The 25,879-nt window shown below is 63.8% G+C and carries 26 protein-coding genes and 2 pseudogenes; 17 read left to right on the top strand and 11 right to left on the bottom strand.

The window, feature by feature from the left end; translation table 11 throughout:
* Positions 1-8: 8 nt before the first annotated feature.
* Positions 9-995 carry a GlxA family transcriptional regulator gene (locus ACIQWO_RS11450; protein WP_402823402.1) on the bottom strand — a complete coding sequence of 329 codons (987 nt, stop codon included), beginning with the start codon at positions 993-995 and terminating at the stop codon, positions 9-11.
* Between the two features lie 19 nt (positions 996-1,014).
* Complete coding sequence (locus ACIQWO_RS11445) at positions 1,015-2,286, bottom strand: MFS transporter (RefSeq protein ID WP_402823399.1); 1,272 nt, start codon at positions 2,284-2,286, stop codon at positions 1,015-1,017.
* Between the two features lie 300 nt (positions 2,287-2,586).
* Between ACIQWO_RS11445 and ACIQWO_RS11440 the strand changes: the two genes are divergently transcribed.
* The 17 genes and pseudogenes from ACIQWO_RS11440 to ureG all read left to right on the top strand — a co-directional run bounded on the left by ACIQWO_RS11440 (position 2,587) and on the right by ureG (position 17,351).
* Entirely contained in the window at positions 2,587-2,799 is a 213-nt protein-coding gene (locus ACIQWO_RS11440; RefSeq protein WP_402823396.1) for a DUF1059 domain-containing protein, read from the top strand.
* Between the two features lie 310 nt (positions 2,800-3,109).
* Entirely contained in the window at positions 3,110-4,306 is a 1,197-nt protein-coding gene (urtA, locus tag ACIQWO_RS11435; RefSeq protein WP_402823932.1) for an urea ABC transporter substrate-binding protein, read from the top strand.
* 63 nt (positions 4,307-4,369) lie between these two features.
* A complete protein-coding gene (gene urtB / locus ACIQWO_RS11430) occupies positions 4,370-5,992 on the top strand; it encodes an urea ABC transporter permease subunit UrtB (protein ID WP_402823393.1) in 1,623 nt (540 codons plus the stop codon).
* Entirely contained in the window at positions 5,993-7,195 is a 1,203-nt protein-coding gene (urtC, locus tag ACIQWO_RS11425) for an urea ABC transporter permease subunit UrtC (RefSeq protein ID WP_402823390.1), read from the top strand.
* Positions 7,192-8,058, top strand: coding sequence for an urea ABC transporter ATP-binding protein UrtD (gene urtD, locus ACIQWO_RS11420; protein WP_402823388.1), 867 nt, complete (start codon positions 7,192-7,194; stop codon positions 8,056-8,058). The genes urtC and urtD overlap by 4 nt, the downstream gene beginning before the upstream one ends.
* A gap of 2 nt (positions 8,059-8,060) precedes the next feature.
* Positions 8,061-8,762, top strand: coding sequence for an urea ABC transporter ATP-binding subunit UrtE (gene urtE, locus ACIQWO_RS11415; RefSeq protein WP_402823385.1), 702 nt, complete (start codon positions 8,061-8,063; stop codon positions 8,760-8,762).
* Positions 8,762-9,604: an urease accessory protein UreD gene (locus ACIQWO_RS11410; RefSeq protein ID WP_402823382.1), complete on the top strand. Its 843-nt coding sequence runs from the start codon at positions 8,762-8,764 to the stop codon at positions 9,602-9,604. Before urtE ends, ACIQWO_RS11410 begins: the two co-directional genes overlap by 1 nt.
* A 318-nt stretch (positions 9,605-9,922) precedes the next feature.
* Complete coding sequence (locus ACIQWO_RS11405; protein WP_402823379.1) at positions 9,923-10,603, top strand: amino acid ABC transporter permease; 681 nt, start codon at positions 9,923-9,925, stop codon at positions 10,601-10,603.
* Entirely contained in the window at positions 10,600-11,250 is a 651-nt protein-coding gene (locus ACIQWO_RS11400) for an amino acid ABC transporter permease (RefSeq protein ID WP_402823376.1), read from the top strand. The genes ACIQWO_RS11405 and ACIQWO_RS11400 overlap by 4 nt, the downstream gene beginning before the upstream one ends.
* Positions 11,237-11,959 carry an amino acid ABC transporter ATP-binding protein gene (locus ACIQWO_RS11395; protein ID WP_150575161.1) on the top strand — a complete coding sequence of 241 codons (723 nt, stop codon included), beginning with the start codon at positions 11,237-11,239 and terminating at the stop codon, positions 11,957-11,959. Before ACIQWO_RS11400 ends, ACIQWO_RS11395 begins: the two co-directional genes overlap by 14 nt.
* Positions 11,960-12,005: 46 nt before the next feature.
* Positions 12,006-12,308, top strand: a complete 303-nt coding sequence (locus tag ACIQWO_RS11390; protein ID WP_039394912.1) for an urease subunit gamma — start codon at positions 12,006-12,008, stop codon at positions 12,306-12,308.
* A 90-nt stretch (positions 12,309-12,398) separates the two neighbouring features.
* Positions 12,399-13,037: a HupE/UreJ family protein gene (locus ACIQWO_RS11385; RefSeq protein ID WP_402823371.1), complete on the top strand. Its 639-nt coding sequence runs from the start codon at positions 12,399-12,401 to the stop codon at positions 13,035-13,037.
* A gap of 28 nt (positions 13,038-13,065) precedes the next feature.
* Positions 13,066-13,371 carry an urease subunit beta gene (locus tag ACIQWO_RS11380; protein WP_402823368.1) on the top strand — a complete coding sequence of 102 codons (306 nt, stop codon included), beginning with the start codon at positions 13,066-13,068 and terminating at the stop codon, positions 13,369-13,371.
* Positions 13,368-15,068, top strand: a complete 1,701-nt coding sequence (gene ureC, locus ACIQWO_RS11375) for an urease subunit alpha (RefSeq protein WP_402823365.1) — start codon at positions 13,368-13,370, stop codon at positions 15,066-15,068. Before ACIQWO_RS11380 ends, ureC begins: the two co-directional genes overlap by 4 nt.
* A gap of 69 nt (positions 15,069-15,137) precedes the next feature.
* A pseudogene (gene ureE, locus ACIQWO_RS11370) lies at positions 15,138-15,809 on the top strand (urease accessory protein UreE); the annotation flags it as partial.
* Between the two features lie 103 nt (positions 15,810-15,912).
* The gene (locus ACIQWO_RS11365) at positions 15,913-16,638 is read left to right on the top strand and encodes an urease accessory protein UreF (RefSeq protein ID WP_402823362.1); all 726 of its coding nucleotides are present in this window, start codon (positions 15,913-15,915) and stop codon (positions 16,636-16,638) included.
* A gap of 74 nt (positions 16,639-16,712) precedes the next feature.
* Positions 16,713-17,351 (top strand): urease accessory protein UreG, encoded by a 639-nt coding sequence (gene ureG, locus ACIQWO_RS11360; RefSeq protein WP_046290442.1) that lies wholly within the window; start codon positions 16,713-16,715, stop codon positions 17,349-17,351.
* A 26-nt stretch (positions 17,352-17,377) separates the two neighbouring features.
* Here ureG and ACIQWO_RS11355 read toward each other — a convergent pair.
* The 9 genes and pseudogenes from ACIQWO_RS11355 to metF all read right to left on the bottom strand — a co-directional run.
* Positions 17,378-17,545: pseudogene (locus tag ACIQWO_RS11355) on the bottom strand (type II toxin-antitoxin system RelE/ParE family toxin); the annotation flags it as partial.
* Between the two features lie 136 nt (positions 17,546-17,681).
* Complete coding sequence (locus ACIQWO_RS11350; protein ID WP_402823358.1) at positions 17,682-17,873, bottom strand: hypothetical protein; 192 nt, start codon at positions 17,871-17,873, stop codon at positions 17,682-17,684.
* A 147-nt stretch (positions 17,874-18,020) separates the two neighbouring features.
* Complete coding sequence (locus tag ACIQWO_RS11345; protein ID WP_402823355.1) at positions 18,021-19,100, bottom strand: TraB/GumN family protein; 1,080 nt, start codon at positions 19,098-19,100, stop codon at positions 18,021-18,023.
* Positions 19,019-20,047 (bottom strand): peptide ABC transporter ATP-binding protein, encoded by a 1,029-nt coding sequence (locus ACIQWO_RS11340; RefSeq protein ID WP_402823352.1) that lies wholly within the window; start codon positions 20,045-20,047, stop codon positions 19,019-19,021. The genes ACIQWO_RS11345 and ACIQWO_RS11340 overlap by 82 nt, the downstream gene beginning before the upstream one ends.
* Positions 20,044-21,057, bottom strand: a complete 1,014-nt coding sequence (locus ACIQWO_RS11335) for an ABC transporter ATP-binding protein (protein ID WP_402823349.1) — start codon at positions 21,055-21,057, stop codon at positions 20,044-20,046. Before ACIQWO_RS11335 ends, ACIQWO_RS11340 begins: the two co-directional genes overlap by 4 nt.
* Positions 21,054-21,974: an ABC transporter permease subunit gene (locus ACIQWO_RS11330; RefSeq protein WP_402823346.1), complete on the bottom strand. Its 921-nt coding sequence runs from the start codon at positions 21,972-21,974 to the stop codon at positions 21,054-21,056. The genes ACIQWO_RS11335 and ACIQWO_RS11330 overlap by 4 nt, the downstream gene beginning before the upstream one ends.
* A gap of 12 nt (positions 21,975-21,986) precedes the next feature.
* A complete protein-coding gene (locus tag ACIQWO_RS11325) occupies positions 21,987-22,991 on the bottom strand; it encodes an ABC transporter permease subunit (RefSeq protein WP_402823343.1) in 1,005 nt (334 codons plus the stop codon).
* A 189-nt stretch (positions 22,992-23,180) separates the two neighbouring features.
* Positions 23,181-24,821, bottom strand: a complete 1,641-nt coding sequence (locus tag ACIQWO_RS11320; RefSeq protein ID WP_402823340.1) for an ABC transporter substrate-binding protein — start codon at positions 24,819-24,821, stop codon at positions 23,181-23,183.
* 219 nt (positions 24,822-25,040) lie between these two features.
* Complete coding sequence (gene metF / locus ACIQWO_RS11315) at positions 25,041-25,871, bottom strand: methylenetetrahydrofolate reductase [NAD(P)H] (protein WP_402823337.1); 831 nt, start codon at positions 25,869-25,871, stop codon at positions 25,041-25,043.
* Positions 25,872-25,879: the final 8 nt, after the last annotated feature.

The raw sequence follows: 25,879 nt of genomic DNA, 5'->3' as shown, positions 1-25,879 counted from the left end.
TCACCTGCCTACGCCACACACCCCACCCCAAACCGTTCCCGATACGCCACCGGCGTCACGCCGTACTGACGTTGAAACGCGCGGCGCAGGTTCTGTTCGTCGCCGAAGCCCACGCGCGCGGCGATGCGTTTGAGCGACGCATCCGAATCGAGCAACGCGAAGCGCGCCGCTTCCAAACGCATGCGCTCCACCGCCTTCGCCGGTGTCGAACCCGTGCGCGCGAGATAGCTGCGCGCGAATGTTCTCGGACTCATGTTCGCCTGCTCCGCCAGCCGCATCACCGACAGATCGCCGTCCAGCCGCTCCGACATCCACGCGTGCAGATCGCCAAACGGTGCGCCAGCCGCGACCTGCTCCTGCAACGGCGGACTGAACTGCGACTGCCCGCCCGCACGCTTCAGAAACACCACCAGCCGACGCGCCGCCTGCAACGCGACATCCACACCGCAATCGTCTTCGATCAACGCCAACCCGAGATCGATGCCCGCCGTAATCCCGGCCGACGTCCACACCGGATCTTCACGCACATAAATCGGATCGGACTCGACCCGCACCTCCGGATAGCACGCCTGCAACATCGCCGTATCCAGCCAGTGCGTCGTGGCGCGTCGCCCATTGAGCAACCCCGCCGATGCGAGCACGAACGCCCCCACGCACACTGAACACACGCGCCTCACGCGCGGTGCGTAATCGCGCAACCAGTCGCCCACCGGTCCCGGCACCGCCGGACGATGCGCCACCGCACCACCCACCGCGACCAGCGTGTCGACGTGCATCGCATCCAGCGCCCGCATCGGCTCCGTATGCAACGTGATGCCCGAGCCCGTCTCCACCGGACCGCCATGCTCCGAGACGACCACGGTCTTGTAGGGCGCGTCTTGCCCCTGCTCCGTGAAGTTGCGGATGACGGCGTGAAACGCGTCGAGCGGTCCCGCCAGATCCAGCAGAACGAACGGCGGCACGAGAAGAAACGCGACGAGACGAGGTTGGCTCATGGTGAACGGTCAGTCGATATCAAGCCGTCGCGTGCGCCGGACGGCGCTTCGCATAGACGGCGTACCACACGGTCGCCAGCGCCGCGATCGTCAGCAACGGGAACGTCGCCTGATTGATCGTGGCCCAGCCGAAACGCGCCAGCAATTGCCCGGCGAACAGACTCGCCAGCGCAGTGCCCGCAAAGGTGATGAATTCGTTCGCGGCCTGCGCACGCGCGCGCTCGGCCGGACGGTACGACATCGTGAGCAACGTCGTGCCGCCCACAAACATGAAGTTCCAGCCGACACCGAGAAACGCCAGCGCCGCATAGAAGTACGCCAGACTCGTCGACATCAGCGCGAGGACACCGCACAGCGCCGACATACCGATGCCGAGCAGCAGCACCGGCACTACACCCCAACGCTTCACCAGATGACCGGAGAAGAACGACGGCGCGTACATGCCGACCAGATGCCACTCGATGATGTGTGCACCGTCGTCGATACTGTGGCCGCAGGCGACTGCAGCAATCGGCGTCGCCGTCATCACGAACATCATCACCATGAAGCCGATAAGATTGTTCGCAAGCGCCGCGACGTAAATCGGCTGCCGCATGATCTCGCCCAACGGACGTGCCGGAAGCTCCGCCGCACCGCCCGCCGCCCCACTCGCTGCGTGCACCGGCAAGTCGCGCAGAAAGCCGACGAGTAGCAGCAACGAGATGCCCGACAGGATCGTCACGACGAGATACGAACCGGCGAACGTCACCGGCGCGAGCCAGTCCTTGCTGCCTGCCGCAAGCGCCGGTCCGATCACGGCAGCCAGCACGCCGCCCGTCAGCACGACCGAGATGGCGCGCGGCTTGTCTTCGACAGGCACGACGTCCGCCGCTGCGAGCCGGTAGTAACGCGCAAACGCCTGGAACACCCCCACGCACGCCGTCCCCGCGCAGAACATCGCGAAGTGCTTCTCGTAAATCGCCATCACCGACACCAGACCGCCTACGGTGCCGAACAACGCCCCCAGCGCGAAGCCGAGCCGCTGGCCAAAGCGCTGAATCAGCATCGACGCGAAGATCGTCGTAATCGCCGACGCGACGGTAATGAGCGAGAACGGCAGCGTCGCATAGCCCTTGTCGGACGCCAGCATGTAGCCGACAAGGCCCGTCAGCGTGAGGTCGACGGACAACGCCGCCGTGTAGAGCGCCTGACAGGCGGCGAGTACAGCGGCATAGCGTCGGCCCAGTCGGCGACGCTGGTGTTCGGCAGGCTCGGAAGGTGGCGCGGTGCGCCCGGCAACGGTATCGGTCATGGTGTGATGTCGAGTGAGTGAGATGTCTTCAGTCGCCGTCATCTTGCCGTCAGCCTATTTGGCACGAATGCCAATCATGCATCAAAAAATGCCAGAGCGGCATGTCGGACGCCCTCCGGCGGGGCATTCCCGCACGTCGATCTACCCTGCGCACCTGACGCATGACCACCCCGGAAACCCGGTCTCGTTACCGTCGCCTCATTCCCTGCGGCCTATACTTTTTGAACCACTTCGCGTGGCGTTCATCGCTCGCTGTGGTTCATGCATGCGTCATCAGTCTGTTTGTGCGAGGAGAGCATCATGGCTCGCAAATTCATCGATTGCCGGGAATTCCCCAGCGAAATGAACTGTTCGGTAGCGCTTTGCGCAGACTCCGATAAGGAATTGCTGGAGGCGGCCGTGCAGCACGCGGTCACCGTCCACAAACACGCCGATTCGGCGGAACTGCGTTCGCTTCTGACATCCCTTTTTCATGACGGCACACCGCCCGTAGAATCGCCGCGCAAAGCCTAGGGTCTGTTCACATGTATTCCGGGTGCGCGAACGGATTGGTTCGCGCGCCAAGTCGGTGCGCACCAATACGGCGCGCCGTCGCACCACCGTGTCTCGCGCTTACGGCAGACCGCCTGACAATCTCTCCCCCACCCCCGTCGGCACGCCATCGGCACGTGATGGCCCCTAGTGGCAGGACGCTGGCACGACCCTTGCGTTAATTCCCCGATACCGGATCGACCGGTCTAACCAGGAAAGGGGAAGACGTACCATGAAACGACGCACGCTACTCCAGATGGCGGCCCTCTCGGGCGCCGCATCGCTCACCGGCATGGCGCCCAACTTGTTCGCACAGAGCAAGCAGCCCATCAAGATCGGTGTCCTGCATTCGCTCTCGGGCACGATGGCCATCTCGGAGACGTCGCTCAAGGACGTCGCCCTCATGACCATTGCCGACATCAACGCCAAAGGCGGCGTGATGGGTCGACCGCTCGAAGCCGTGGTCGTCGACCCCGCCTCGAACTGGCCGCTCTTCGCCGAGAAAGCCCGCCAGTTGCTCACCAAGGACAAAGTCGCCGCCGTCTTCGGCTGCTGGACGTCGGTGTCGCGCAAGTCGGTACTGCCTGTCTTCGAAGAACTCAACGGCCTGCTCTACTACCCGGTGCAGTACGAAGGCGAAGAGATGTCGAAGAACGTCTTCTATACGGGCGCTGCGCCGAATCAGCAGGCGATCCCCGCCGTCGAATACGTGATGAGCAAGGAAGGCGGCGGCGCCAAGCGCTTCTTCCTGCTCGGCACCGACTACGTCTATCCTCGAACGACCAACAAGATCCTGCGTGCCTTCCTGCACTCGAAAGGTGTCGACGACAAGGACATTCAGGAGGTCTACACGCCGTTCGGTCACAGCGACTACCAGACCATCGTCGCCAATATCAAACAGTTCGCACAGGGCGGCAAGACCACCGTGATCTCCACGATCAACGGCGATTCGAACGTGCCGTTCTACAAAGAACTCGGCAATCAGGGCATCAAGGCGACGGACGTGCCGGTCGTCGCGTTCTCCGTTGGCGAAGAGGAACTGCGCGGCATCGACACCAAACCGCTCGTGGGGCATCTGGCCGCGTGGAACTACTTCATGTCGGTCAAGAACCCGACCAACGAGGCGTTCAAGAAGGAATGGTTCGCCTATGTGAAGGCCAAGGGCCTGCCCGGCGGCGACAAGCGCGTGACGAACGATCCGATGGAAGCCACGTTCGTGGGCATGCATATGTGGAAGCAGGCCGTCGAGAAGGCGGGCAGCGTGGACGTCGACAAGGTCCGCACCGCCATGATCGGCCAATCGTTCAAGTCGCCGGACGGCTTCGACATGGTCATGGACGGCAATCACCACCTGCACAAGCCGGTGATGATCGGCGAAATTCGCCCGGACGGTCAGTTCAACGTGGTGTGGAAGACGAAGGCGCCGGTGCGCGCCCAACCGTGGAGCCCGTTCATCGCGGGTAACGAAGGCAAGCCCGACAAGGTCTGATCTTCCTTCCATTCCTTGCGCCGGAGCCGCACCCCGCGCTTCCGGCGCATGCAGAGGTTTCGCATGATAACGATAAGACGCTGGACCGCTGCCGCCCTTGTCCTGCTTTCGCTGGGCGCTGCGCTGACAATCTCCCACCCCGCACGTGCCGCCGTCACCGACGCCGACCTCACCGCCCTCGCGGGCGACGACTTCGACGCCAAGGCACAAGCCATCGATCACCTCGCTGCCGACGGTTCGCCGCAGGCGGCTGCGCTCCTCAAGGCACTCGCCGACGACTCGGCCGTGACCGTGGGCGAGCGCCTCGCGATTCAAAAGGACGACAAATACGTCGATCCCATTACGGGTGCGCCGGTCAAAGCCGACGACGCCGGGTCGCTCACGCTGAACAACGTGCTGCGCGCAAAGGTGGCCACGGCCGCCGCCGCCGGTGCGCTGCTCTCGACCGACCGCGACGCGCGTGCGCAAGCCATCGATACGATGTTGCAGAACCCGTCGCCCGCGTTCAAGACACTGATCGAACAAGCGCGTCAGAAGGAAACCGATCCCGCGTTGCGCAAACGTCTCGATCAACTCTGGGCGCAGTCGGCGCTGCACGACACCGATCCGAAGAAGCGCCGTGAAGCCATCGATCTGATTGCGGCAGCAGGCGATCCGCAGATGCGCGATCTCCTGCTGCCCATCGTCGCGAAGCAGGCCGACGGCACCTACGCCGAGCCGGATGCCACCGTGCGTAGCGCCGCCGACATCGCGCTCACGCAACTGGCCGCCGCACAGCGCCGCAGCGAGTTCTTCGGTACGGTGTTCGCCGGTCTGTCGCTCGGCAGCGTGCTGCTGCTCGCTGCACTCGGGCTGGCGATTACATACGGCCTGATCGGCGTCATCAACATGGCGCACGGCGAGTTTCTGATGGTCGGCGCGTATGCCACCTATGTCGTGCAGACGTTGTTCCAGCGCTTCCTGCCGGGGGCGTTCGACTTCTATCTCGTCGCCGCCGTGCCCGCTGCGTTCGTCGTCGCGGCCGCGCTCGGTTTCGTGCTGGAACGCACCGTCATCAAGCATTTGTACGGACGCCCGCTGGAGACGCTGCTCACCACGTTCGGTATCAGCCTGTTGCTGATTCAGGCGGTGCGCACGCTGTTCGGCGCGCAGAACGTCGAGGTCATCAATCCCTCGTGGATGAGCGGCGGCGTCGCCGTGCTGCCAAATCTGATGCTGCCGTACAACCGCATCGTGATTCTGGTGTTCGCGCTGGTCGTGGTGGCGCTCACGTGGTCGGTGCTCAATCTCACGCGTCTCGGCCTGTTCATTCGCGCTGTGACGCAGAACCGCTCGATGGCCGCGTGCGTCGGCGTGAAGACGGGACGCGTCGACAGCTACGCCTTCGCATTCGGTGCGGGCATCGCCGGACTTGGCGGGTGCGCACTCTCGCAGATCGGTAACGTCGGCCCGGACCTCGGTCAGAGCTACATCATCGATTCGTTCATGGCCGTGGTGCTGGGCGGCGTGGGTCAACTCGCGGGGACGATCGTCGGCGCATTCGGCCTGGGCATCGCCAACAAGCTGCTCGAACCCGTGTGGGGTGCGGTGCTTGCGAAGATCGCCGTGCTGATCCTGATCGTGCTGTTCATCCAGAAACGCCCGCAGGGCATGTTTGCGCTCAAAGGGCGCAGTGCGGAGGCCTGAATGCAGACGTCGAACTTTCTTCCCGAAGGTGTCGCCCCGACGACGCCACTGGACGTGCCCGCACGTGCACGCCTGCTACCGAAACACGTCGCCCCGGTGCTGCTGGCCTTCGTGCTGGCGGTGATGGTCATCGTGCCGGTGTGTGCGCTGGTGCTGCCTGCTACGCATCCGTTGCATCTGTCGGCTTACGCCATGACGCTCGTCGGCAAGATCATGTGCTACGCGATCGCCGCGCTGGCGCTCGATCTCGTGTGGGGATACTGCGGCATTCTGAGCCTCGGGCACGGCCTGTTCTTCGCGCTAGGCGGCTATGCGATGGGGATGTACCTCATGCGCGGCATCGGGCGCGACGGTGTGTATCACAGCGATCTGCCGGACTTCATGGTGTTCCTCGACTGGAAGGAACTACCGTGGTACTGGACCGGCACCGAGCACTTCGCCTGGGCGATGTTCCTCGTCGTGGCGCTGCCGGGCGTGGTCGCGTGGCTCTTCGGATATCTGGCGTTCCGCTCGCGCGTGAAGGGCGTCTATCTGTCGATCATCACGCAAGCACTCACGTTCGCCGCCATGCTGCTGTTCTATCGCAACGAGACCGGCTTCGGCGGCAACAACGGCTTCACCGACTTCAAGCGCATTCTGGGCTACTCGATCACCTCGGCGAACACGCGCACGGTGCTGTTTCTGGTGACGTTTGCCGTGCTGGTCGGCGCGTTCCTGCTGTGTCGCGCACTGGTGGTCTCGAAGTTCGGGCGCGTCGTCACCGCCATTCGCGACGGCGAGTCCCGCGCGATGTTCCTCGGCTATCGTCCGCTCAGCTACAAGCTGTTCGTGTGGACGCTGTCGGCCATGCTGTGCGGTATCGCCGGGGCGCTCTACGTGCCGCAGGTCGGCATCATCAACCCGAGCGAGATGGCCCCGGTCAACTCCATCGAAATGGCGATCTGGGTCGCCATCGGCGGACGCGGCTCGCTCATCGGTGCGATTGCCGGTGCGTTCATCGTCAACGGCGCGAAGAGCTTCTTTACCGCCTACTTCGCCGAATACTGGCTGTTCTTCCTCGGCGCGATGTTCGTGCTAGTGCCGTTGCTGCTGCCGCAGGGTGTGATGGGTCTGGTCACGCAACTCACGCGTCGCCGCGCTCACCACGCCCCTGTCGCAGCCGAAGGCGACGTGCCCCATTCCGTTTCCGGAGACCGCGCATGAGACCCGACTACGACATCAGTTGGCAGCAGGCCGATGCCCCGGAGGCGTCCGTCTCGGTCAGCGGCGAGGCGACGGGTATGTCGCACCTCGTGGTGCCCGGCGAAATCGACACGTCGCACGGCCTCATCCTGTATCTGGAGAACATCTGCGTGTCGTTCGACGGCTTTCGTGCGCTGAGCGATCTGTCGCTGTCGATCAAGACCGACGAACTGCGCTGCATCATCGGCCCGAACGGCGCTGGCAAAACGACGATGATGGACGTGATCACGGGCAAGACCCGCCCCGACTCGGGACGCGCTTTCCTCGGTCAGACACTCGACCTCACCCGACTGGACGAACCGGCCATCGCGCAGGCGGGTGTCGGGCGCAAGTTCCAGAAGCCGACCGTCTTCGAGCATCACAGCGTCTGGGAAAATCTCGAACTCGCGTGCTCGGGGGATAAACGCTGGTTCCGCGCGCTGTGGGCCGTGCTGACGCCGACCATCAAACGTCGTGTCGAGGAAGTGCTGGCACTCACGCATCTGGAGCATCAGGCGCATGTGCGTGCGGGTCAGTTGTCGCACGGTCAGAAGCAGCGGCTGGAGATCGGCATGTTGCTGATGCAGCAGCCGCAGTTACTGTTGCTGGATGAGCCCGCCGCTGGCATGACCGACGAAGAGACGGCGCAACTGGCTGAGCTGCTCAACCGTCTGCGTGGACATTGCTCGATGATGGTGGTCGAGCACGACATGGCGTTCGTCGCCGCGCTCGCAGGGGAGGCCGGTCTCGTCACCGTGATGGCCGAAGGCCGGGTGCTCGCCGAAGGCACGCTCGACGCCGTGCAACGCGACGAACGCGTGATCGAATCGTATCTGGGACGCTGACCATGCTGGAAATTCACGCACTCAATCAGTTCTACAGCGGCAGTCACATCCTGCGCAACGTGGAGTTCACGGTGCCCGACGCGCAACTCACCGTACTGCTCGGACGCAACGGCGTGGGCAAGACCACGCTCCTCAAATGCCTCATGGGCGTGGTGCCGGTGAAGTCGGGCAGCATCGCGTGGCGTGGCAAGACGCTGACGTCGGCGCCGTCCTATGCCCGCGTATCGAGCGGCATGGCGTACGTGCCGCAAGGTCGCGAGATCTTCCCGCGTCTCACCGTCGAAGAGAACCTGCTGATCGGTGCCGCGAGTCGCCCGTCGCGTGAAGCGAAGCGCGGCGTGCCGGACGACATCTACGAACTATTCCCCGTGCTGCGCGACATGAAGCAGCGACGCGGCGGCGATCTGTCCGGCGGACAGCAGCAGCAGCTCGCCATCGGACGCGCACTCATGAGCGAGCCGCAACTACTGATTCTGGACGAGCCGACGGAAGGCATTCAGCCGTCGATCATCAAGGACATCGGTCGCACGCTGCGACGTCTGGTAGACGAGCGCGACATGACGGTGTTGCTCGTCGAGCAGTACTACGACTTCGCGCTCGAACTCGCCGACCACTATCGCGTGATGAGTCGCGGCGCCATCGTCGCGAGCGGACTGGGCAAGGACATGGAAGCCGACGGCGTGCGGCACATGGTGGCGGTGTGATGGCGTCGACGGAAACCGGCTGGCACGCGGAGCTGACGCTCGGCTTCGAGCGACATGACGCCCGCACGGTGCTCGCGACGCGCCGTCATCAGGGGCCGCTCGTGGTGCAGAAATCGTTGCATCCGGAAGGCCCCGGCATCTGCCATGCGGTCGTCGTGCATCCGCCCGGCGGCATCGCGGGCGGCGACGCGTTGTCCATCGATATCGACGTCGGCCAGGACAGCCATGCCGTGCTGACGACGCCCGGCGCGACGAAGTGGTACAAGTCGCAGGGCCGCTTCGGGACGCAAGACATTACGCTGACGGTGCACGACGGCGCAAAGCTCGACTGGCTGCCGCTGGAGAACATCGTGTTCGAGCATGCGGATGCGCGTCAGCGTGTGACCGTGCGACTGGGCGAGAACGCGACCGTCATCGGCTGGGACGCGACGCTGCTTGGCCGTCAGGCGGCGGGAGAGCAGTGGACGCACGGCCGCTGGCGCTCAAACTTCGCCCTGCGCGATGCGCAGGATCGTCTGCTGTGGGCGGAGCAGGCGGTGCTTGGGGCGGATGATCCGCAGCGCACCGGTGCGACCGGTCTCGCGAGCTTCCCCGTCTTCGCGGCGCTCTGGGCGGTCGGACCGGCATGTACGCGTGAGCTGGCCGAGACCCTGGCCGAGGGACTGCCGTTCAGCGAGGACATCCGAGCGGGCATCACGTGTTTGCCCGGCAACGTCCTCGTCTTGCGCGTGCTCGGCCGCGAGATGGAGACGGTGCGCCAATTGCTGATCGCCCATTGGCTCAAGCTACGTCCGATCGTGCATGGGGCACCGGCGGAACCGCTGCGGATCTGGGCAACGTGACGTCGTTGGCGACACCCGCACGCTGCCGATGCCTGGTAATGCCGACGGCGCAGCCATCCTCCAACGCACCATTACAGTGACAACATCGGCGTCGCACCGCCGATGTTGCCCCATTTTGCACCAATATCGGGCACGCCGCGAACACATCAAGCGTTCCGCACATCGCGCACGTCGTTGATTGACGTACCCAGCCGCGACTTCCCACAAACCTGCGCACCACGCGACAGCGTCAGGCACGAATCCTGCTACCTCACTGTATCGACCGGTCTGACCAGACACGCCGATCCTTTGCATCCCCCTTTCACCTCATGCCGCCTAATGCACTACGTCCTTGATTTCGCCGACCTGCGGCAGTACTTCGCGCTGTTCGTGCGCGGTGCCGCACTGACGATTGCGCTCACGGCCGTCTCCACGGTTATCGGCGTGATCATCGGTGCGCTGTGCGCTGCTGCACGCGAGGAAGGCTCGAACGGGTTCAGGTTTTTCGCCGGACTGTACGTCGAACTGTTCCGTAACACGCCGTTTATCGTTCAGCTGTTCTTCATCTTCTTCGGGCTGCCCAGCGTCGGCATTCATATCGACGAGACGAGCGCCGCCATCATCGCTATGAGTCTCAACCTCGGCGCGTACGCGACTGAGATCATTCGCGCAGGCATGCGCGCCGTGCCTCGCGGACTGTCCGAAGCCGGTCTCTCGCTTGCTATGACGCGCGGTCAAATCCTGCGTCACGTGATCCTGCCCCAAGCGTTCGCCAAGGTGTTCCCGGCGCTCGCCAGCCAGGTCGTCATCGTGATGCTCGGCTCGGCCGTCGTCTCGCAAATCTCCGTCCCCGATCTCTCGTACGCAGCCAACTTCGTGCAGTCGCGCACATTCCGCGCCTTCGAAAGTTATCTGATCGTCACCGCGCTCTATCTGGTGCTCGCCATCGCGCTTCGCCGTGTGCTGATGCGCGCCGCACGCCGACTGTTTCGCGGCATGGTGAAGGGAGGCGCACGATGATCGAGTTCTCGATAGCGGACATGCTGCGCGGGTTGATCCTCGCCGGACGCTGGACGCTCGCACTCTCAGCCATCGCCTTCGTGTGTGGGGGGTTGGTCGCGCTATTGCTTCTGGTGATTCGCGTCGGACGCGTGCAATGGGCCGCACGCGCCGTGGCGCTGTACATCGAAGTGTTTCAGGGCACGCCGCTGCTCATGCAGCTCTTTCTGGTGTTCTTCGGTCTGCCGTTGCTTGGGCTGGAAGTGTCGCCGTGGGTGGCGGCGGCGGTGTGTCTCACGCTCTACACAAGCGCTTATCTCACGGAAATCTGGCGTGGCTGCGTCGAGGCTATCCCGCACGGTCAGTGGGAAGCGTCTTCCAGTCTGGCGATGCGTTACGGCGAGCAACTGCGTCACGTGATCCTGCCGCAGGCGCTGCGCATCGCGATTGCGCCGACGGTCGGCTTCTCGGTGCAGGTCGTCAAGAGCACAGCGCTCGCGTCGATCATCGGCTTCGACGAACTCACCAAGACCGGCACCATGCTCACCAATGCGACATTCCAGCCGTTCACCGTGTACGGCCTCGTCGCGCTGCTCTACTTCGTTGCCTGCTATCCGCTGTCGCTGTGGGCGCGTCATCTCGAAAGGAAACTCCATGTCGCTAATTAAGGTCCGGGGCATGCAAAAGCGCTTCGGCGAGAACCCCGTGCTGCGCGGCATCGACATGGAAGTCGAGCGCGGTCAGGTCGTGTCGATCATCGGCAAGAGCGGTTCGGGCAAAAGCACGCTGCTGCGCACACTCAACGGTCTGGAACGGTTCGATGCGGGTAGCGTGGACGTGGACGGCGTGCTGGTCGGCGCACGCGACACCGATCTTCGCGCGCTGCGTCTGAAGGTCGGCATGGTGTTCCAGCAGTACAACCTGTTTCCGCATCTGACGGCGGGCGAAAACGTGATGCTCGCGCAGAAGGTCGTCAAGAAGACCGCGAAGCACGACGCCCGCGAAGTCGCCCGCACAATGCTCGCCAAGGTGGGGCTGGCCGACAAGTTCGACAGCTACCCGTCGCAACTCTCGGGCGGTCAGCAACAACGCGTGGCGATTGCCCGTTCACTTGCGATGCATCCTTCGGTGCTACTGTGCGACGAGATCACCTCGGCGCTCGATCCCGAGCTGGTCGCGGAAGTGCTCAAGGTGCTGGAAGACCTCGCTGCCGAAGGCATGACGCTGATTCTCGTCACGCACGAGATGCGATTTGCACGTCATGTATCGGATCGCGTGGTGTTCATGCATCAGGGGAAGATCTGGGAGTCCGGCGATCCGGAACAGCTCTTCACGCAGCCCGCAACGCCGGAATTGCAGCGGTTCATCGCGCAATGACGTTCGACTCTTCGCCCAACGTTCGCACTGAAATTCACTCGTCACGATGAAGCTCACTCCTCGCGAAAAAGACAAACTGCTCATCTTCACCGCCGCCCTGCTGGCCGAGCGTCGACGCGCACGCGGCCTGAAGCTGAACTATCCGGAGGCCGTGGCGTTCATCAGTGCCGCGCTGATGGAGGGCGCGCGCGACGGCCGCACCGTCGCCGATCTCATGCACTACGGCACGACGCTGCTCACGCGCGACGACGTCATGGAAGGCGTGCCCGAAATGATCCCCGACATTCAGGTCGAAGCTACGTTTCCGGACGGCACCAAGCTCGTCACCGTGCATCACCCGATTCCATGACGTGACGGTACGCCTCGATCGCATCGATCGCTTCGCCTGTCATCGATAACCCTAGACAACAACATTTCGCTGCACTTTAAGGATGCCCCCATGGCCCGCCTCGAAAACACGATTGACGCGCACATTGCGCTCCCCGTCTCTGCCCGTGCCCGCGTGGCGACCGGCCTTGCGTTGCTCGCTACATCGGGGGTCGCGCTGGCCCACCCGGGGCATCCGGGTCACGACGCCGTGAGCAGCTTCGCCGCCGGTTTCCTGCACCCTCTCACCGGCGCGGATCACCTCTGCGCGATGATCGTTGTGGGGCTGTGGAGTTCGCTGACGTCCAAGCGCGTCTGGGCGGCACCGCTCGCTTTCGTCGCCATGCTGGCGGCCGGTGGCTTGCTCGGCATGATGCATTGGTTCACCCTGCCCGGCGTGGAGCCGATGATCGCCGTCTCGCTGCTCGTCCTCGGCCTGATGCTCGCGACGCGTGCGCAACTGCCGGGATGGGCGGGCGCTGCGGTCGTCGGCACGTTTGCCGTCTTCCACGGTTTCGCCCACGGTGCTGAGTTGCCGACCGAAGCGAGCGCGATGCATTACATGGCCGGTTTCCTCGTCGCGACCGGCATGCTCCACTGCCTCGGCATCGCGGCCGGTGTGGCGCTGCGCCATCGCACGGTGTGGGTGCCGCGCGTACTGGGCGTGGGCGTGCTGGCCTATGGCGTAACGCTGCTCGCAGCAGCGGCCTGACGCCGGTTGCTGCCGTCAGGAGACGCCCATGATTCCCGGAGAACTACTCCCCGCCGCTGGCGACATCACGCTCAACGAAGGACGTGAGACCGTCAGCGTGACTGTGGCCAACACCGGCGACCGTCCGATTCAGATCGGCTCGCACTTCCACTTCTATGAAGTCAACGACGCCCTGCAATTCGACCGTGAAACGGCGCGCGGCTTTCGGCTTAACATCGCCGCCGGGACCGCTGTTCGCTTCGAGCCGGGGCAGCAACGCACGGTAGAACTCGTGGCGCTGGCGGGGGACCGCCGCGTCTATGGTTTCGCGGGTCGCGTCATGGGGGCGCTATGAAAATCTCTCGCCGCGCCTACGCGGAAATGTTCGGCCCGACCACGGGCGACCGGTTGCGTCTGGCCGATACGGAGCTCATCGTCGAGATCGAACGCGACTACACGATCTACGGCGAAGAAGTGAAGTTCGGCGGCGGCAAAGTGATTCGCGACGGCATGGGGCAATCGCAACGCACCCGAGCCGACGTGGTCGACACCGTCATTACCAATGCCGTCATCATCGACCACTGGGGCATCGTCAAGGCGGACATCGGCCTGAAGGACGGACGCATCTGGGGCATCGGCAAGGCCGGAAACCCTGACATCCAGCCAGGCGTGACGATCCCACTCGGCGGCGCGACGGAAGTCATCGCCGGGGAAGGCATGATCGTCACGGCAGGTGGCATCGATTCGCACATTCACTTCATCTGCCCGCAACAGATCGAGGAAGCGCTGTCGTCGGGTGTGACGACGCTGCTCGGCGGCGGCACCGGTCCCGCAACAGGCACCAATGCGACGACGTGCACGCCGGGGCCGTGGCACATGGAGCGCATGTTGCAGGCCGCCGACGGCTGGCCTATCAACCTCGGCTTTCTCGGCAAGGGCAACGTCAGTCAGCCCGAACCGTTGATGGAGCAGATCGAAGCCGGGGCGATCGGTCTGAAGCTGCACGAGGACTGGGGGTCGACGCCTGCGGCCATCGATGCATGCCTCTCGGTGGCAGACGCCACCGACACGCAAGTTGCGATTCACACGGACACACTGAACGAAGGCGGCTTCGTCGAGGCGACCGTCGCGGCCATCAAGGGCCGCACGATCCACACGTATCACACCGAGGGAGCAGGCGGCGGCCACGCGCCGGACATTCTGAAGGTCTGCGGCGAGCCGAACGTGCTGCCGTCGTCCACCAATCCGACGCGGCCTTACACCGTCAACACGCTCGACGAACATCTCGACATGTTGATGGTCTGTCATCACCTCGATCCGGCGATTGCAGAGGACATTGCGTTTGCCGAGTCGCGCATTCGCCGCGAGACGATTGCGGCCGAAGACATCCTCCACGATCTCGGCGCGCTGTCGATGATCTCGTCGGATTCGCAGGCGATGGGGCGCGTTGGGGAAGTGGTGATGCGCACCTGGCAGGCCGCACACAAGATGAAGGTGCAGCGCGGCGCGCTGGGGACGGACTCGTCGGCGTCGGACAACTTTCGTGTGAAACGTTACGTGGCGAAGTACACGATCAACCCGGCGATCACGCACGGCATGGCGCATGAAATCGGGTCCATCGAAGTCGGAAAGTGGGCCGATCTGGTGCTGTGGGAACCGGCGTTCTTCGGCGTGAAGCCGTCGCTGATTCTCAAGGGCGGCATGATCACGACCGCGCTGATGGGCGACCCGAACGCGTCGATTCCTACGCCGCAGCCGGTGCATTACCGCGAAATGTTCGGCGCACGTGCAGGGGCGCTGGCGCGGACGTCGCTGACGTTCGTCTCGCAAGCAGCGTACGATGGCGACGTGGCCGGTCGTTTCGGGCTGGCCAAACGCATCGTGCCGGTACGCAATATCCGGCAGGTGACCAAGGCCAACATGATCAATAACGACTGGCTGCCGAACATCAGCGTCGATCCCGAGACCTATCAGGTCATCGCGGACGGGCAACTGCTGACGTGCGAGCCCGCCACCGTGTTGCCCATGGCCCAACGCTACTTTCTTTTCTGACCTCGCCGAGCCATGTCGCAAGATTCCGAACTCTCCGCATCCGGAAACCCTCCGTCGTCGACCACAACTTTGCGTCGTGTCGAGAAGCGTTTCGAAGCGGGACACATCGCCGCCCCGCTCGCACGCCGCGCCCCGGCGCTCGTGCTGCCGTTCGACGCACGCAGCAAGAGCCGTCTTCGTGCGACGCTGGAGACCGGTGAAGAGGTTGCGCTGTTTCTGCCACGTGGCACCGTGTTGCGCGGGGGCGATGTGCTCGTCGCAGACGACGGTAAGTTCATCCGCGTGGAAGCGGCGGCGGAGACGGTGCTGCTCGTGAGCGCGCCGACCGCTCTCGCGCTCACTCGCGCGGCGTATCACCTCGGCAATCGTCATACCCCCGTGGAAGTCGGCGACGGGTACCTCAAGCTTGAATACGACCCGGTCTTACGCGACATGCTGCTGCGGCTCGATGTCGACGTCGCCGAAGCGTTGATGCCCTTCGAGCCGGAAGCCGGGGCGTACGGCGGTGGCCACAAACACGGTCACGACGCGACGTACGCCGAAGACTTCGAACTCGCACAGCGCGTGTTTCACGAGCATCACGGTCATGACCATGATCATGGCCATGACCACGGGCACGTTCATGGTCCGGACTGCGGACATGATCACTCGCACTCGCATTCGCATAGTCACGACCACGGACACCACGATCACGGTCATGTGCACGGTCCGGGCTGCGGGCATGATCACGCGCATTCGCACGGTCACAATCATTCGCACGAACATGACCACGTGCATGGCCCGGATTGTGGCCACGATCACGCTGCCGACAGCGGTAGCGAACCCGCTTCAGTGAGTCCCGCCGATGACGGCAAGCCTGCCCAGCCCTCTCACTGAACCGGTTGCGGCGGCGTCGCTGCAATCGCTCGCGGCGCTGCTTCATCTCGCCTCGCCCGCGCTGCCCATCGGCGCCTTCAGCTATTCCCAAGGCCTCGAAGCAGCGGTCGAGCACGGCATCATCGACGACGCCCCCAGCGCCGAGCGCTGGATCGCCAGTCAGCTCGACGGCGTTTTCACGACGGGTGAAATGGCGCTGCTGGCGCGTCAATGGAGGCACTGGCAAGCACGGGATGTCGCTGCGTTACGCCACATCAACGACTGGCTGCTCGCCACGCGTGAGACTGCAGAGCTGCGCGCCGAAACCGAACAGATGGGGTGGTCGCTCACTCAACTCGCGGTATCGCTCGAATGGGGCGATGCCGAGCAACGCGAGCATCTGTCGTCGCTCAAACCGATTGCGCTACCGACGGCCTTCGCCTTCGCTGCACTGACGCATGGCGCACCGCTGCCGGATATGCTCGTCGCTTACGCGTTCAGTTGGCTGGAGAATCAGGTCGCCGGAGCGCTCAAGGCGGTCCCGCTCGGGCAGTTGGCGGCACAGCGCGTCATCGTTGCATTACGTCCGCGCGTGGTCGACGCCGCCCATCGAGCCGCGTCGTTGCCGGACGATCAGATCAACACGTTTTCCCCGGCGCTCGCCATTCTGGCGTCGCGTCATGAAACACAGTATTCACGGCTGTTCCGTTCTTAGGACGTGGGTTTTCGCGTCAACTTATTCGTCATTTCCTGCGTCATCTTTCATCCACCGCCACCACGACATACGCCATGACGACATCCGCCAACGCCCGTCGCACCAAGAAGAATCCGCCGCTGCGTGTCGGCATCGGAGGCCCGGTCGGCTCCGGCAAGACCACGTTGACCGAGATGCTCTGTAAAGCGATGCGCGATCGCTACGATCTCGTCGTCATCACGAACGACATCTACACGAAGGAAGATCAGCGTCTGCTCACGGTCGCCGGTGCGCTGGAGCCTGAGCGGATTCTCGGCGTGGAGACGGGCGGCTGTCCGCACACGGCGATTCGCGAAGATGCATCGATCAATCTCGAAGCCGTGGAGCGCATGCTGGATCGTTTCCCGGATGCGGACGTCGTGTTCATCGAGTCCGGCGGCGACAACCTTGCGGCGACGTTCAGTCCCGAGTTGTCGGACCTGACGATTTACGTGATCGACGTGGCTGGTGGCGAGAAGATCCCGCGCAAAGGCGGCCCGGGCATCACGAAGTCCGACTTGCTGGTGATCAACAAGACCGACCTTGCACCGTACGTCGGCGCGTCGCTCGACATCATGCGCTCCGACACCCAGAAGATGCGCGGCATGCGTCCGTTCGTGATGGGCAATATGAAAGAAGGCAAAGGCCTTCAGGAGATCATCAGCTTCATCGAAGCGCGAGGGATGCTGGCGTGAGGTGAGACTCGGGCCGCCGGGTGTTGCTACGACATGGGAATGGCCTGCCGCCTGACATGATGCACGGCGAGGACCTCTACGTACGCCTCTTCAACTTTGTAGATGACTCGGTAATTTTTGTGGACCGTTAGATGGCGGGTTCCCGGAATGTCGCCTTGCGGGCCGAACTCCGGGAACATCTCCAACGGTCGACAGACTTCCTGAACAACTGATTCAGCCGTCGCGCAGCATTTTCATCGCGCTCCGCGATATCTCTCAATATCCGTTTTCGTTCGTCTGCCGCTTCGACGGTCCACTGGATCCGTCGATAGTTCATTGCGGAGACTCACTTCATCCGAACAGAGCTTCACACTCGGCTTCCACTACCTCGGCGGAAATTACTCGGCCAGCTGCGACATCGGCTAGGCCTCGCAGCACCTTCTCGTGGATGATCCGCGCTTCGTCAGTGTCGAAAGAGGTCGTTTGGTTGGAGGGGAAGTTCGGCACCGCCGGACGGTGCGGGAATTGTTCAACAATCTGCATCGTGATTCCTGACTAGGATTTGGGCGGGGGGCCACTCACGCGAGTGTTGCCAAATTAATCGTCAGGAAGGGGGCGAGTCAATCGGGGCGGGAGATTTCTCGGGCGATTCCTATGCGGATCGCCCTTTCTTCTGATGTCCCTACCGAGTTATCGCTGGGCGACCGAAAACCCGTGTTCGCGAAGCAGTTGGAGAATCCCGTGCGGGCCGCCCAGATGCAACGTGCCGACCGCGACGAACACCGGCTTGCCCGGGTCCGCCAGGAACAACATCCGCGCCAGAAAGCGACGGTTGCGCGAGTAGAGAATGCGCTCGTCGATGGCGTCGGCCAACGTCGCATTGCGTCGCACTTGCAGCGCTTTGCTCTGCGACCAGTCGAACACCAGATCGGCATCGCCCGCACGCCACAAGCGGTGCAACTCCTCCACCTGCGCCGTCGCCTTCTTCGGTGTGAGCACCAGCTCCTGCGCCAGCAACTCGTTCTGCTGTGCCGCCGTCAGGCCGGTGAACGCATCCATCTGCTCGGCGAGCGACTCGAGGCCGACGATGCGGCCACGATAGATGTTCTCCAACTGGTTTTCCGTGCCGTATTCGGTCTGGAGATCCGCGCCCATCGAGTCCAGCGTCTCGACGAGCAGCGCCGCCAGCCACGGGCGCATGTGGCGAATCTCGGCGAGCATCGCCGGATTGCCCTTGAGACGGTCGCGCAACTGACGCCATAGCGGCGCCGGAATCAGCCTCGGCAGACAGGCGCGCGAGCACATGCCGTATTTCTGGACGTCGTCCTGTGACATCGTCAGATCGTCGGGCGACAGCTCGAACGCCACCACCTTCGACACGCGCAGCGCATCGACCACCACTTTGCGGAACGGATAGTCGTCGGGTTGGCCCACGTGCAACGTGCCCATCACGTAGATGGTCATGTCGCCCTTGCGCGCTTCGTAGAACGGGAGATTGGCGCCCGGTGGCGGTTCACCGGGCTCGGGCACCACCAACGGGAACGTTCGCGGCGCCACCGCGCGCGGAACGGCGGTCGTCGCCGCGTCCAGCGTGACGGCCAGCGTCATCAGCAAGCAACCCAGCAGCCAGCCGGTCAATGCAACGCCCCGGCGCACATGCGTCGCGCGTGGTGGTCCACCCAATCTCGTTATCCCTCTATCTCTTCGACCCGATGGCACGCCACCCGACGTCCTTCGAGCTCTCGCAATTGCGGCACTTCCTGACGGCATCGGTCGACCGCATACGGACAGCGCGGCGCAAACGCACACCCCGGCGGCGGGCGCAGCGGCGACGGCAATTCGCCGATCAGCGGAATCTTCACCCGCCGCTCGGACGCCTTGATCGCCGGGGTCGCCGACATCAATGCCTTCGTGTACGGATGCAGCGGCTTGCCGAACACGGCGGCCTTGGGACCGTGTTCGACCGCGCGGCCGAGGTACATCACCATGACGTCGTCGGCCACATGCTCGACCACCGCGAGATTATGCGACACGAATACGTAACTCGTCGCGTATCGGTCCTGCAAATCCATGAAAAGATTCAGGATCTGTGCCTGAATTGAGACATCCAGGGCCGAAACGGGCTCGTCGGCGACCACAATCGCCGGGGACAGGATCATCGCCCGGGCAATCGCCACCCGCTGACGCTGGCCGCCCGAGAACATGTGCGGATAACGCGCCACATGCTCCGGACGCAGGCCGACGGTGCGCATCATCGCAGCGATCTTCTCGCCCCGCTCGGCACGGCTGAGCGGCGTATTGATCGCCAGCGGCTCGTCGAGCGCCTGTCCCACCGTCTTGCGCGGGTTGAGCGACGCGTACGGGTTCTGGAACACCATCTGGATGCGCGTGCGCAACGGCGCCAGCTCGCCCGCCGACGCCGCCGTGGTCTCGGTCGCGTCGACGAAGAGTCTGCCGGACGTGGGCGTCTCGATCAACGTCAGCACCCGCGCCAGCGTCGATTTGCCGCACCCCGACTCGCCGACCACCGCAAGCGTACGTCCCGCCTTCAGCTCGAACGACACGCCGTTCAGCGCCTTGACGCTCGCCTGCCCGCGCAGCAACCCGCGGTTGACCGTGTAAAAACGCGTCAGATCCTGCGCGGCCAGCACCACGCGGTTGTCCGGCGCACTCGCCTGCGGACTGGCCGGAGGCGTCGCAAATACCGTTTCGCTCATTGCGCCCCTCCCGTCGACTGTCCAATCGCCACCTCACCCGTGCCATGCGGCAACGGCTTGAAACACCGCACCATTGGCGAACCCACCGCGCCCGGCCCGACATAGGGCGTCAGCGCAGGCTGTACATCGCGGCAATGATCGTCGGCATAGGGACAGCGCGGCGACAACAGACAGCCCGCTGGGCGATCGTCGCGCCCCGGCACCACGCCCGGCAGCGTGCGCAAGCGACGCACACCCCGGTTGTGTTCCGGAATCGCGGAGAGCAGCGCCTCCGTGTAAGGGTGATGCGGCGCGTCGAATAGCGCTGGCACCTGCTGGACTTCAATGACCTGCCCCGCATACATGACAGCCACCTTGTGCGCGACTTCCGCCACGACCGCGAGATCGTGGGAAATCAGCACGAGCGACATGCCGTAGTCCTTCTGCAGTTGCAGCAGCAAGGCCATGATCTGTGCTTGAATGGTGACGTCCAGCGCAGTCGTTGGCTCGTCGGCAATCAGCAGCTTGGGACGGCACGCAATCGCCATCGCGATCATGACGCGCTGGTTCATCCCGCCCGACAACTGGTGCGGATAAGCACCGAGCCGGTTGGCGGCGTCGGGAATCTCGACCTGTTCGAGCAGTTCGACGATCCGCTCACGCAGCGCCCGACCGCGCAACCCCATGTGACGACGCAGCACCTCGCCGATCTGATACCCGATGGTGAAGCTCGGATTCAGACTGGTGAGCGCGTCCTGAAAGATCATCGAGACGTCGCGTCCGACGATATTGCGGCGCTCGCGTTTGGACGCGTGGAGCAAGTCGCGGCCGTCGAAACGCACTTCGTCGGCAGTGACGTGACCGGGGGCGTCGATAAGGCCCATGAGCGCGAGCATCGTCACGCTCTTGCCGGACCCGGATTCGCCGACCACGCCGAGAATCTCGCCCTGGCCGACGTCGAGGTCGATGGCGTCGACAGCGCGCGCGCCGTCGAAGTCGACCGATAGATTTCGAATGGAGAGCAGGCTCATGCGATGCGTTTCAGTTTGGGGTCGAGGGCATCGCGCAGGCCGTCGCCGACCAGGTTGATGGCAAGGACCGAGATGACGATCGCAAGTCCCGGCAGCGTCACAATCCACCAGGCACTTTCCATATAGTCGCGTGCGGACGCAAGCATCGAGCCCCACTCAGCGAGCGGGGGCTGCACGCCAAGGCCGAGAAAGCCGAGTGCCGCCGCGTCGAGAATGGCCACCGAGAAGCTCAGCGTCGCCTGCACGATGAGCGGTGCCGCGCAGTTCGGCAGCACCGTCGAGAACATCAGGCGCAGTGTGCCCGCCCCGGCCATGCGCGAGGCGACGACGTACTCACGCTGCAATTCACCGATGGCCGCCGCGCGCGTCAGACGCACGTACGCAGGCAACGTCACGATCGCAATCGCGATGGTCGTGTTGGCAAGACCCGGGCCGATCACAGCCACCACGGCGACTGCCAGCAGCAGCGAGGGCAGCGCCATCATCATGTCCATCAGACGCATGATCGGCGTGTCGAGCCAGCGCGGGAAGAACGCCGCCAGCAACCCGAGCAGAATGCCCGGAATCAGCGAAAGCACCACCGACGACAGACCGATCCAGAACGACAGCCGCGCGCCGTAGATCAGACGCGAAAGAATGTCGCGTCCGGCTTCGTCCGTACCAAGCAGGAAGCGCGCGTTGCCGCCCTCGAACCACGCTGGCGGAATCTTCACGAAGTCGCGGTATTGCTCGATGGGGCTATGCGGGGCGATGAGCGGCGCGAGCAGCGCGGCCGCGAACATCAGCAACAGGATGATGGCCGCAGCGGTTGCGCCGCGGTTGGTAGTAAAGCTGCGCAGGAACTCCCGGATCAGGCGCGCGCGCGGCGTGGCCGTGACGGTGGCGGGAGGCGGCAGCGTAGCAGGCGTGTCACTCATTGTTGACCTCCTTCAGTGCCGGATGCGCGGGTTGACGACGCCGTAAAGCACGTCGACCAGCAGGTTGACCAGAATCACGCCCGTCGCGATGAGCAGAATGCCGCCCTGCACCACCGGATAGTCGCGTCGGAGAATTGCGTCGATCAGCCATTTGCCGATGCCGGGCCACGAGAAGACGTTCTCGGTGAGCACCGCACCCGCGAGCAGCGTGCCGACTTGCAGACCGATCACCGTGATGACGGGAATCAGCGCATTGCGCAGCGCATGCACGACGATCACTCGCCACGGCGACAACCCCTTCGCGCGCGCCGTGCGGATGTAGTCCTCACGCAGCACTTCGAGCATCGCGGAGCGCGTCATGCGAGCGATCACTGCGAGCGGCACGGTGCCGAGCACGATGGTCGGCAGAATCAGGTGGCTGACCGCCGAGCCGAACGCGCCCTCGTCTCCCGAGAGCAGGGTGTCGATGAGCATGAAACCGGTCACGCTCGGCACGTCGTATTCCACGCCGATGCGCCCCGACACAGGCGTCCATTGCAGATCGACGGAGAACAGCATGATGAGCAGCAGCCCCCACCAGAAGATCGGCATGGAGTAGCCGGTGAGCGCGGCGCCCATCGTGGTGTGGTCGAGCGCCTTCCCCCGCTTCAGCGAAGCAGCAACGCCAGCCGGTAAACCGACGGCGAGCGCGAAAATCATCGCGCAGAGGGCGAGTTCCAGCGTGGCCGGGAAGCGGGCGAAGAACTCGTGCAGCACGCCTTCGTTGGTCACGATGGAGCGGCCGAGGTCGCCTTGTGCGGCGTGTTTCAGGTAGACGAAATATTGCGTGGTGAGCGGCTGGTCGAGTCCGAGCCGCTTCATCGCTTCGGCGTGCATGACGGGATCGAGATTACGCTCGCCCACCAGCACTTCGATCGGATCGCCGGGAATGAGGTGAATGAGCGCGAACGCGAGGACGGTGATGCCGATGAACGTCGGGATCACCATGCCTAGTCGTCTCAGGACGAATCTCAGCATAGGAATGTTCCGTGGGGGCGTCGCGCGCCGCCCGTCCCCGGCGCAGGGACAAGTGGCGCAATGCCGCGTTAGTGAATCTTGTCAGTCGTGGACGATCTTCCGTCCGGGTGCTGCGAACTGGCCCGGGCGCGGCGGCCGGGCCAGTCGGCTTTCTTCTTGTCGTTGAAACGTCTTCTGGCTTAGTCGCGCTTAATCGAGCGACACGCCAGCGAAGCTGTTACGGCTGAACGGGCTGAGCTTGAAGCCCTTCACGTTCGTGGCCATCGGCTTGTACTGCGTCGAGTGCGCGATAGGCGAGAACGGCAGTTGCTGCGCGAAGATGTCCTGCGCCTGCGTGTAGAGCTTGGTGCGCTCCTTGACGTCGGTCGTCTGACGCGCCTGCTTGATGAGATCGTCGAACGGCTTGTAGCACCACTTCGAGAAGTTGTTGCCGTTCATCGAGTCGCAGCCGAGCAGCACGCCGAGCCAGTTGTCCGGATCGCCGTTGTCGCCGGTCCAGCCAATCAGCATGGCATCGTGTTCACCCGCCTTGGCTCGCTTGATGTACTCACCCCATTCGTACGTGACGATGTTCGCCTTCACGCCGATCTTGGCCCAGTCGGCCTGAATCATCTCGGCCATCAGCTTGCCGTTCGGGTTGTACGGACGTTGCACGGGCATGGCCCACAGCGTGATCTCGATACCCTTCACGCCCGCCTTGTCGAGCAGCGCCTTGGCCTTCTCGGGATCGTAGCTGGCCGACTTGATGTTCTTGTCGTAGGACCATTGCGTCGGCGGCATCGGCGCGCCGTTCGACAACTGTCCGGCCGAGCCGTACACGGACTGGAGGATCGCCTTCTTGTTGATGGCCATGTCGAGCGCCTGACGCACTTCCACGCGATCGAGCGGCGCCTTCTTCACGTTGTACGCCACGTAGCCGAGGTTGAAGCCCACCTGGTCCGGCATCTTGATCTTCGACGCCTTGCCCTGTGCCTGAATGTCGGCCTTGAGCGCATCGACGTCCGCCGGGCGCGGGTACGTCACGACCTGGCATTCGTTGCGCTTGAGCTTCTGGATACGCACGTTGGCGTCCGTCGTGATGGCGAACACCAGCTTGCCCACCTTCGGCGGCAGGTTCGTATTCCAGTACTCCTTGTTGCCGTCCATGCGCAGCGTGGCGTCCTTCGTGTAGCTGCGGAAGATGAACGGGCCGGTGCCGACCGGCTTGAGCGCGATGTCACGCGGGTTGTTCGCGGCCATCAGCTTGTCGGCGTATTCCTTCGAGAGGATCGACGCGAACGACATGGCCAGGTTCTGGATGAACGGGGCGTCGACCTTCTTGAGCACGAAGCGCACCGTGTACGGATCGACGATCTCGATGCGCTCGATGTCGGCCTGCAAGCCCATGTCCACGTAGTACGGGAATTCCGCCGGGTAGGCCTTGCGGAACGGCATCTCGCGGTCGCCCATGCGGTCGAACGTGAACTTCACGTCTTCGGCGTTGAAGTCGCGCGTGGGCTTGAAGTATTCGGTGGTATGGAACTTCACACCCTTGCGCAGGTGGAAGGTGTAGACCTTGTTGTCCGGCGAGATGTCCCACTTCTCGGCCAGCGACGGCATCGTGCCCGTCTCGCCCGGCACGAAGGCAACGAGGCGGTTGTAGATGGCGTCGGCGGGATCGAAGTCGGTGCCGGTAGTCAGTTGCCCCGGATCGAAACCGGCGGGGCTGCCCTCGGAGCAGTAGACGAGGGTCTTGTTCGGGAGCTCGACGGCTGCCGCGGGCGGGATCACTGCCGCTCCGGCGAGCACGGTTGCAGCCAACAGCAAACGCAGGGTGTGAGTCTGTTTCATAGGCTCCTCGTATTTTTGAGTTGACGCCCGGCGACGATCAGCCGCCGAGCCCACGAGGGATATTACTTAACCTTCACCTACGTAACAACACGCCAAATCCCTACTAAACCGCCCATTTGTGGCGTTTTTGATTAGGAAATGACTCAATTTTGATTAGGATTGACTTCCTGAGCGCTCATCGGGCAGAAAAGATTGCGCGCGCCCCCGCCCGGCCGCGCCTTACAGGTCGAGCCGCTGCCACATGGCTTTGGTCGCTGCCGCCGCATTGAGCGTGTAGAAGTGCAGGCCCGGCGCGCCTTCCTTGAGCAGCCGCTCACACAGGGCGGACACCACGTCGAGACCGAAGGCGCGGATGGCTTCGCGGTCGTCGCCGAAGCCTTCCAGACGCTTGGCGACCCAGCGCGGCACTTCTGCGCCGCACATTTCCGAGAACCGCATCATCTGCGAGTAGTTCGTGATCGGCATGATGCCCGGCACGATCGGCACGTCCACGCCGAGGCGGGCGGCGTCGTCGACAAAGCGGAAGTAAGCGTCCGCATTGAAGAAGTACTGGGTGATGGCCGCGTTCGCGCCCGCCTTCACCTTGTTGGCGAAGTGTTCGAGATCGTGGCGCGGCGATTTCGCCTGCGGATGATATTCAGGGTAAGCCGCAACTTCGATGTGGAACCAGTCGCCCGTCTCGGCGCGAATGAACTCGACCAGCTCGGACGCATAGCGAAACTCGCCGATCTCGCCCATGCCCGACGGCAAGTCGCCACGCAGCGCCACGATGTGACGGATGCCGTGATCGCGGTACGTCGTGAGGATGTCGCGGATGTTGTCGCGGGTCGAGCCGACGCACGACAAGTGCGGTGCGGCGTCCACGCCTTCGCGCTGGATTTCGATGACGGTGTCGAGCGTGCCCTGCTGGGTCGAGCCGCCCGCGCCGAACGTCACGGAGACGAACTTCGGGCCGAGCGGGAACAGTTGCTGACGCGTCGCGCGCAGCTTCTCCGCGCCGTCGGCGGTCTTGGGCGGGAAGAATTCGAAACTGAAGGATGGTTGCGTCATGATCGTCT

This window comes from Pandoraea sp. NPDC090278 (assembly GCF_044772185.1).
GTDB lineage: Bacteria > Pseudomonadota > Gammaproteobacteria > Burkholderiales > Burkholderiaceae > Pandoraea.
This window is presented reverse-complemented; position numbering and strand designations above follow the sequence as displayed.

What these genes read in the sequence shown, in the direction of transcription:
- ACIQWO_RS11405 (WP_402823379.1), top strand. Translation starts at nt 9,923, where the DNA reads ATGCACTACGTCCTTGATTTCGCCGACCTGCGGCAGTACTTCGCGCTG.
- ACIQWO_RS11335 (WP_402823349.1), bottom strand. Translation starts at nt 21,057, where the DNA reads ATGAGCCTGCTCTCCATTCGAAATCTATCGGTCGACTTCGACGGCGCG.
- urtB (WP_402823393.1), top strand. Translation starts at nt 4,370, where the DNA reads ATGATAACGATAAGACGCTGGACCGCTGCCGCCCTTGTCCTGCTTTCG.
- urtE (WP_402823385.1), top strand. Translation starts at nt 8,061, where the DNA reads ATGCTGGAAATTCACGCACTCAATCAGTTCTACAGCGGCAGTCACATC.
- ACIQWO_RS11395 (WP_150575161.1), top strand. Translation starts at nt 11,237, where the DNA reads ATGTCGCTAATTAAGGTCCGGGGCATGCAAAAGCGCTTCGGCGAGAAC.
- ureC (WP_402823365.1), top strand. Translation starts at nt 13,368, where the DNA reads ATGAAAATCTCTCGCCGCGCCTACGCGGAAATGTTCGGCCCGACCACG.
- urtA (WP_402823932.1), top strand. Translation starts at nt 3,110, where the DNA reads ATGGCGCCCAACTTGTTCGCACAGAGCAAGCAGCCCATCAAGATCGGT.
- ACIQWO_RS11445 (WP_402823399.1), bottom strand. Translation starts at nt 2,286, where the DNA reads ATGACCGATACCGTTGCCGGGCGCACCGCGCCACCTTCCGAGCCTGCC.
- ACIQWO_RS11450 (WP_402823402.1), bottom strand. Translation starts at nt 995, where the DNA reads ATGAGCCAACCTCGTCTCGTCGCGTTTCTTCTCGTGCCGCCGTTCGTT.
- ACIQWO_RS11440 (WP_402823396.1), top strand. Translation starts at nt 2,587, where the DNA reads ATGGCTCGCAAATTCATCGATTGCCGGGAATTCCCCAGCGAAATGAAC.
- urtC (WP_402823390.1), top strand. Translation starts at nt 5,993, where the DNA reads ATGCAGACGTCGAACTTTCTTCCCGAAGGTGTCGCCCCGACGACGCCA.
- metF (WP_402823337.1), bottom strand. Translation starts at nt 25,871, where the DNA reads ATGACGCAACCATCCTTCAGTTTCGAATTCTTCCCGCCCAAGACCGCC.
- ACIQWO_RS11390 (WP_039394912.1), top strand. Translation starts at nt 12,006, where the DNA reads ATGAAGCTCACTCCTCGCGAAAAAGACAAACTGCTCATCTTCACCGCC.
- ACIQWO_RS11340 (WP_402823352.1), bottom strand. Translation starts at nt 20,047, where the DNA reads ATGAGCGAAACGGTATTTGCGACGCCTCCGGCCAGTCCGCAGGCGAGT.
- urtD (WP_402823388.1), top strand. Translation starts at nt 7,192, where the DNA reads ATGAGACCCGACTACGACATCAGTTGGCAGCAGGCCGATGCCCCGGAG.
- ACIQWO_RS11385 (WP_402823371.1), top strand. Translation starts at nt 12,399, where the DNA reads ATGGCCCGCCTCGAAAACACGATTGACGCGCACATTGCGCTCCCCGTC.
- ACIQWO_RS11325 (WP_402823343.1), bottom strand. Translation starts at nt 22,991, where the DNA reads ATGCTGAGATTCGTCCTGAGACGACTAGGCATGGTGATCCCGACGTTC.
- ACIQWO_RS11345 (WP_402823355.1), bottom strand. Translation starts at nt 19,100, where the DNA reads ATGCCGTCAGGAAGTGCCGCAATTGCGAGAGCTCGAAGGACGTCGGGT.
- ACIQWO_RS11365 (WP_402823362.1), top strand. Translation starts at nt 15,913, where the DNA reads ATGACGGCAAGCCTGCCCAGCCCTCTCACTGAACCGGTTGCGGCGGCG.
- ACIQWO_RS11400 (WP_402823376.1), top strand. Translation starts at nt 10,600, where the DNA reads ATGATCGAGTTCTCGATAGCGGACATGCTGCGCGGGTTGATCCTCGCC.
- ACIQWO_RS11380 (WP_402823368.1), top strand. Translation starts at nt 13,066, where the DNA reads ATGATTCCCGGAGAACTACTCCCCGCCGCTGGCGACATCACGCTCAAC.
- ACIQWO_RS11320 (WP_402823340.1), bottom strand. Translation starts at nt 24,821, where the DNA reads ATGAAACAGACTCACACCCTGCGTTTGCTGTTGGCTGCAACCGTGCTC.
- ACIQWO_RS11350 (WP_402823358.1), bottom strand. Translation starts at nt 17,873, where the DNA reads ATGCAGATTGTTGAACAATTCCCGCACCGTCCGGCGGTGCCGAACTTC.
- ureG (WP_046290442.1), top strand. Translation starts at nt 16,713, where the DNA reads ATGACGACATCCGCCAACGCCCGTCGCACCAAGAAGAATCCGCCGCTG.
- ACIQWO_RS11330 (WP_402823346.1), bottom strand. Translation starts at nt 21,974, where the DNA reads ATGAGTGACACGCCTGCTACGCTGCCGCCTCCCGCCACCGTCACGGCC.
- ACIQWO_RS11410 (WP_402823382.1), top strand. Translation starts at nt 8,762, where the DNA reads ATGGCGTCGACGGAAACCGGCTGGCACGCGGAGCTGACGCTCGGCTTC.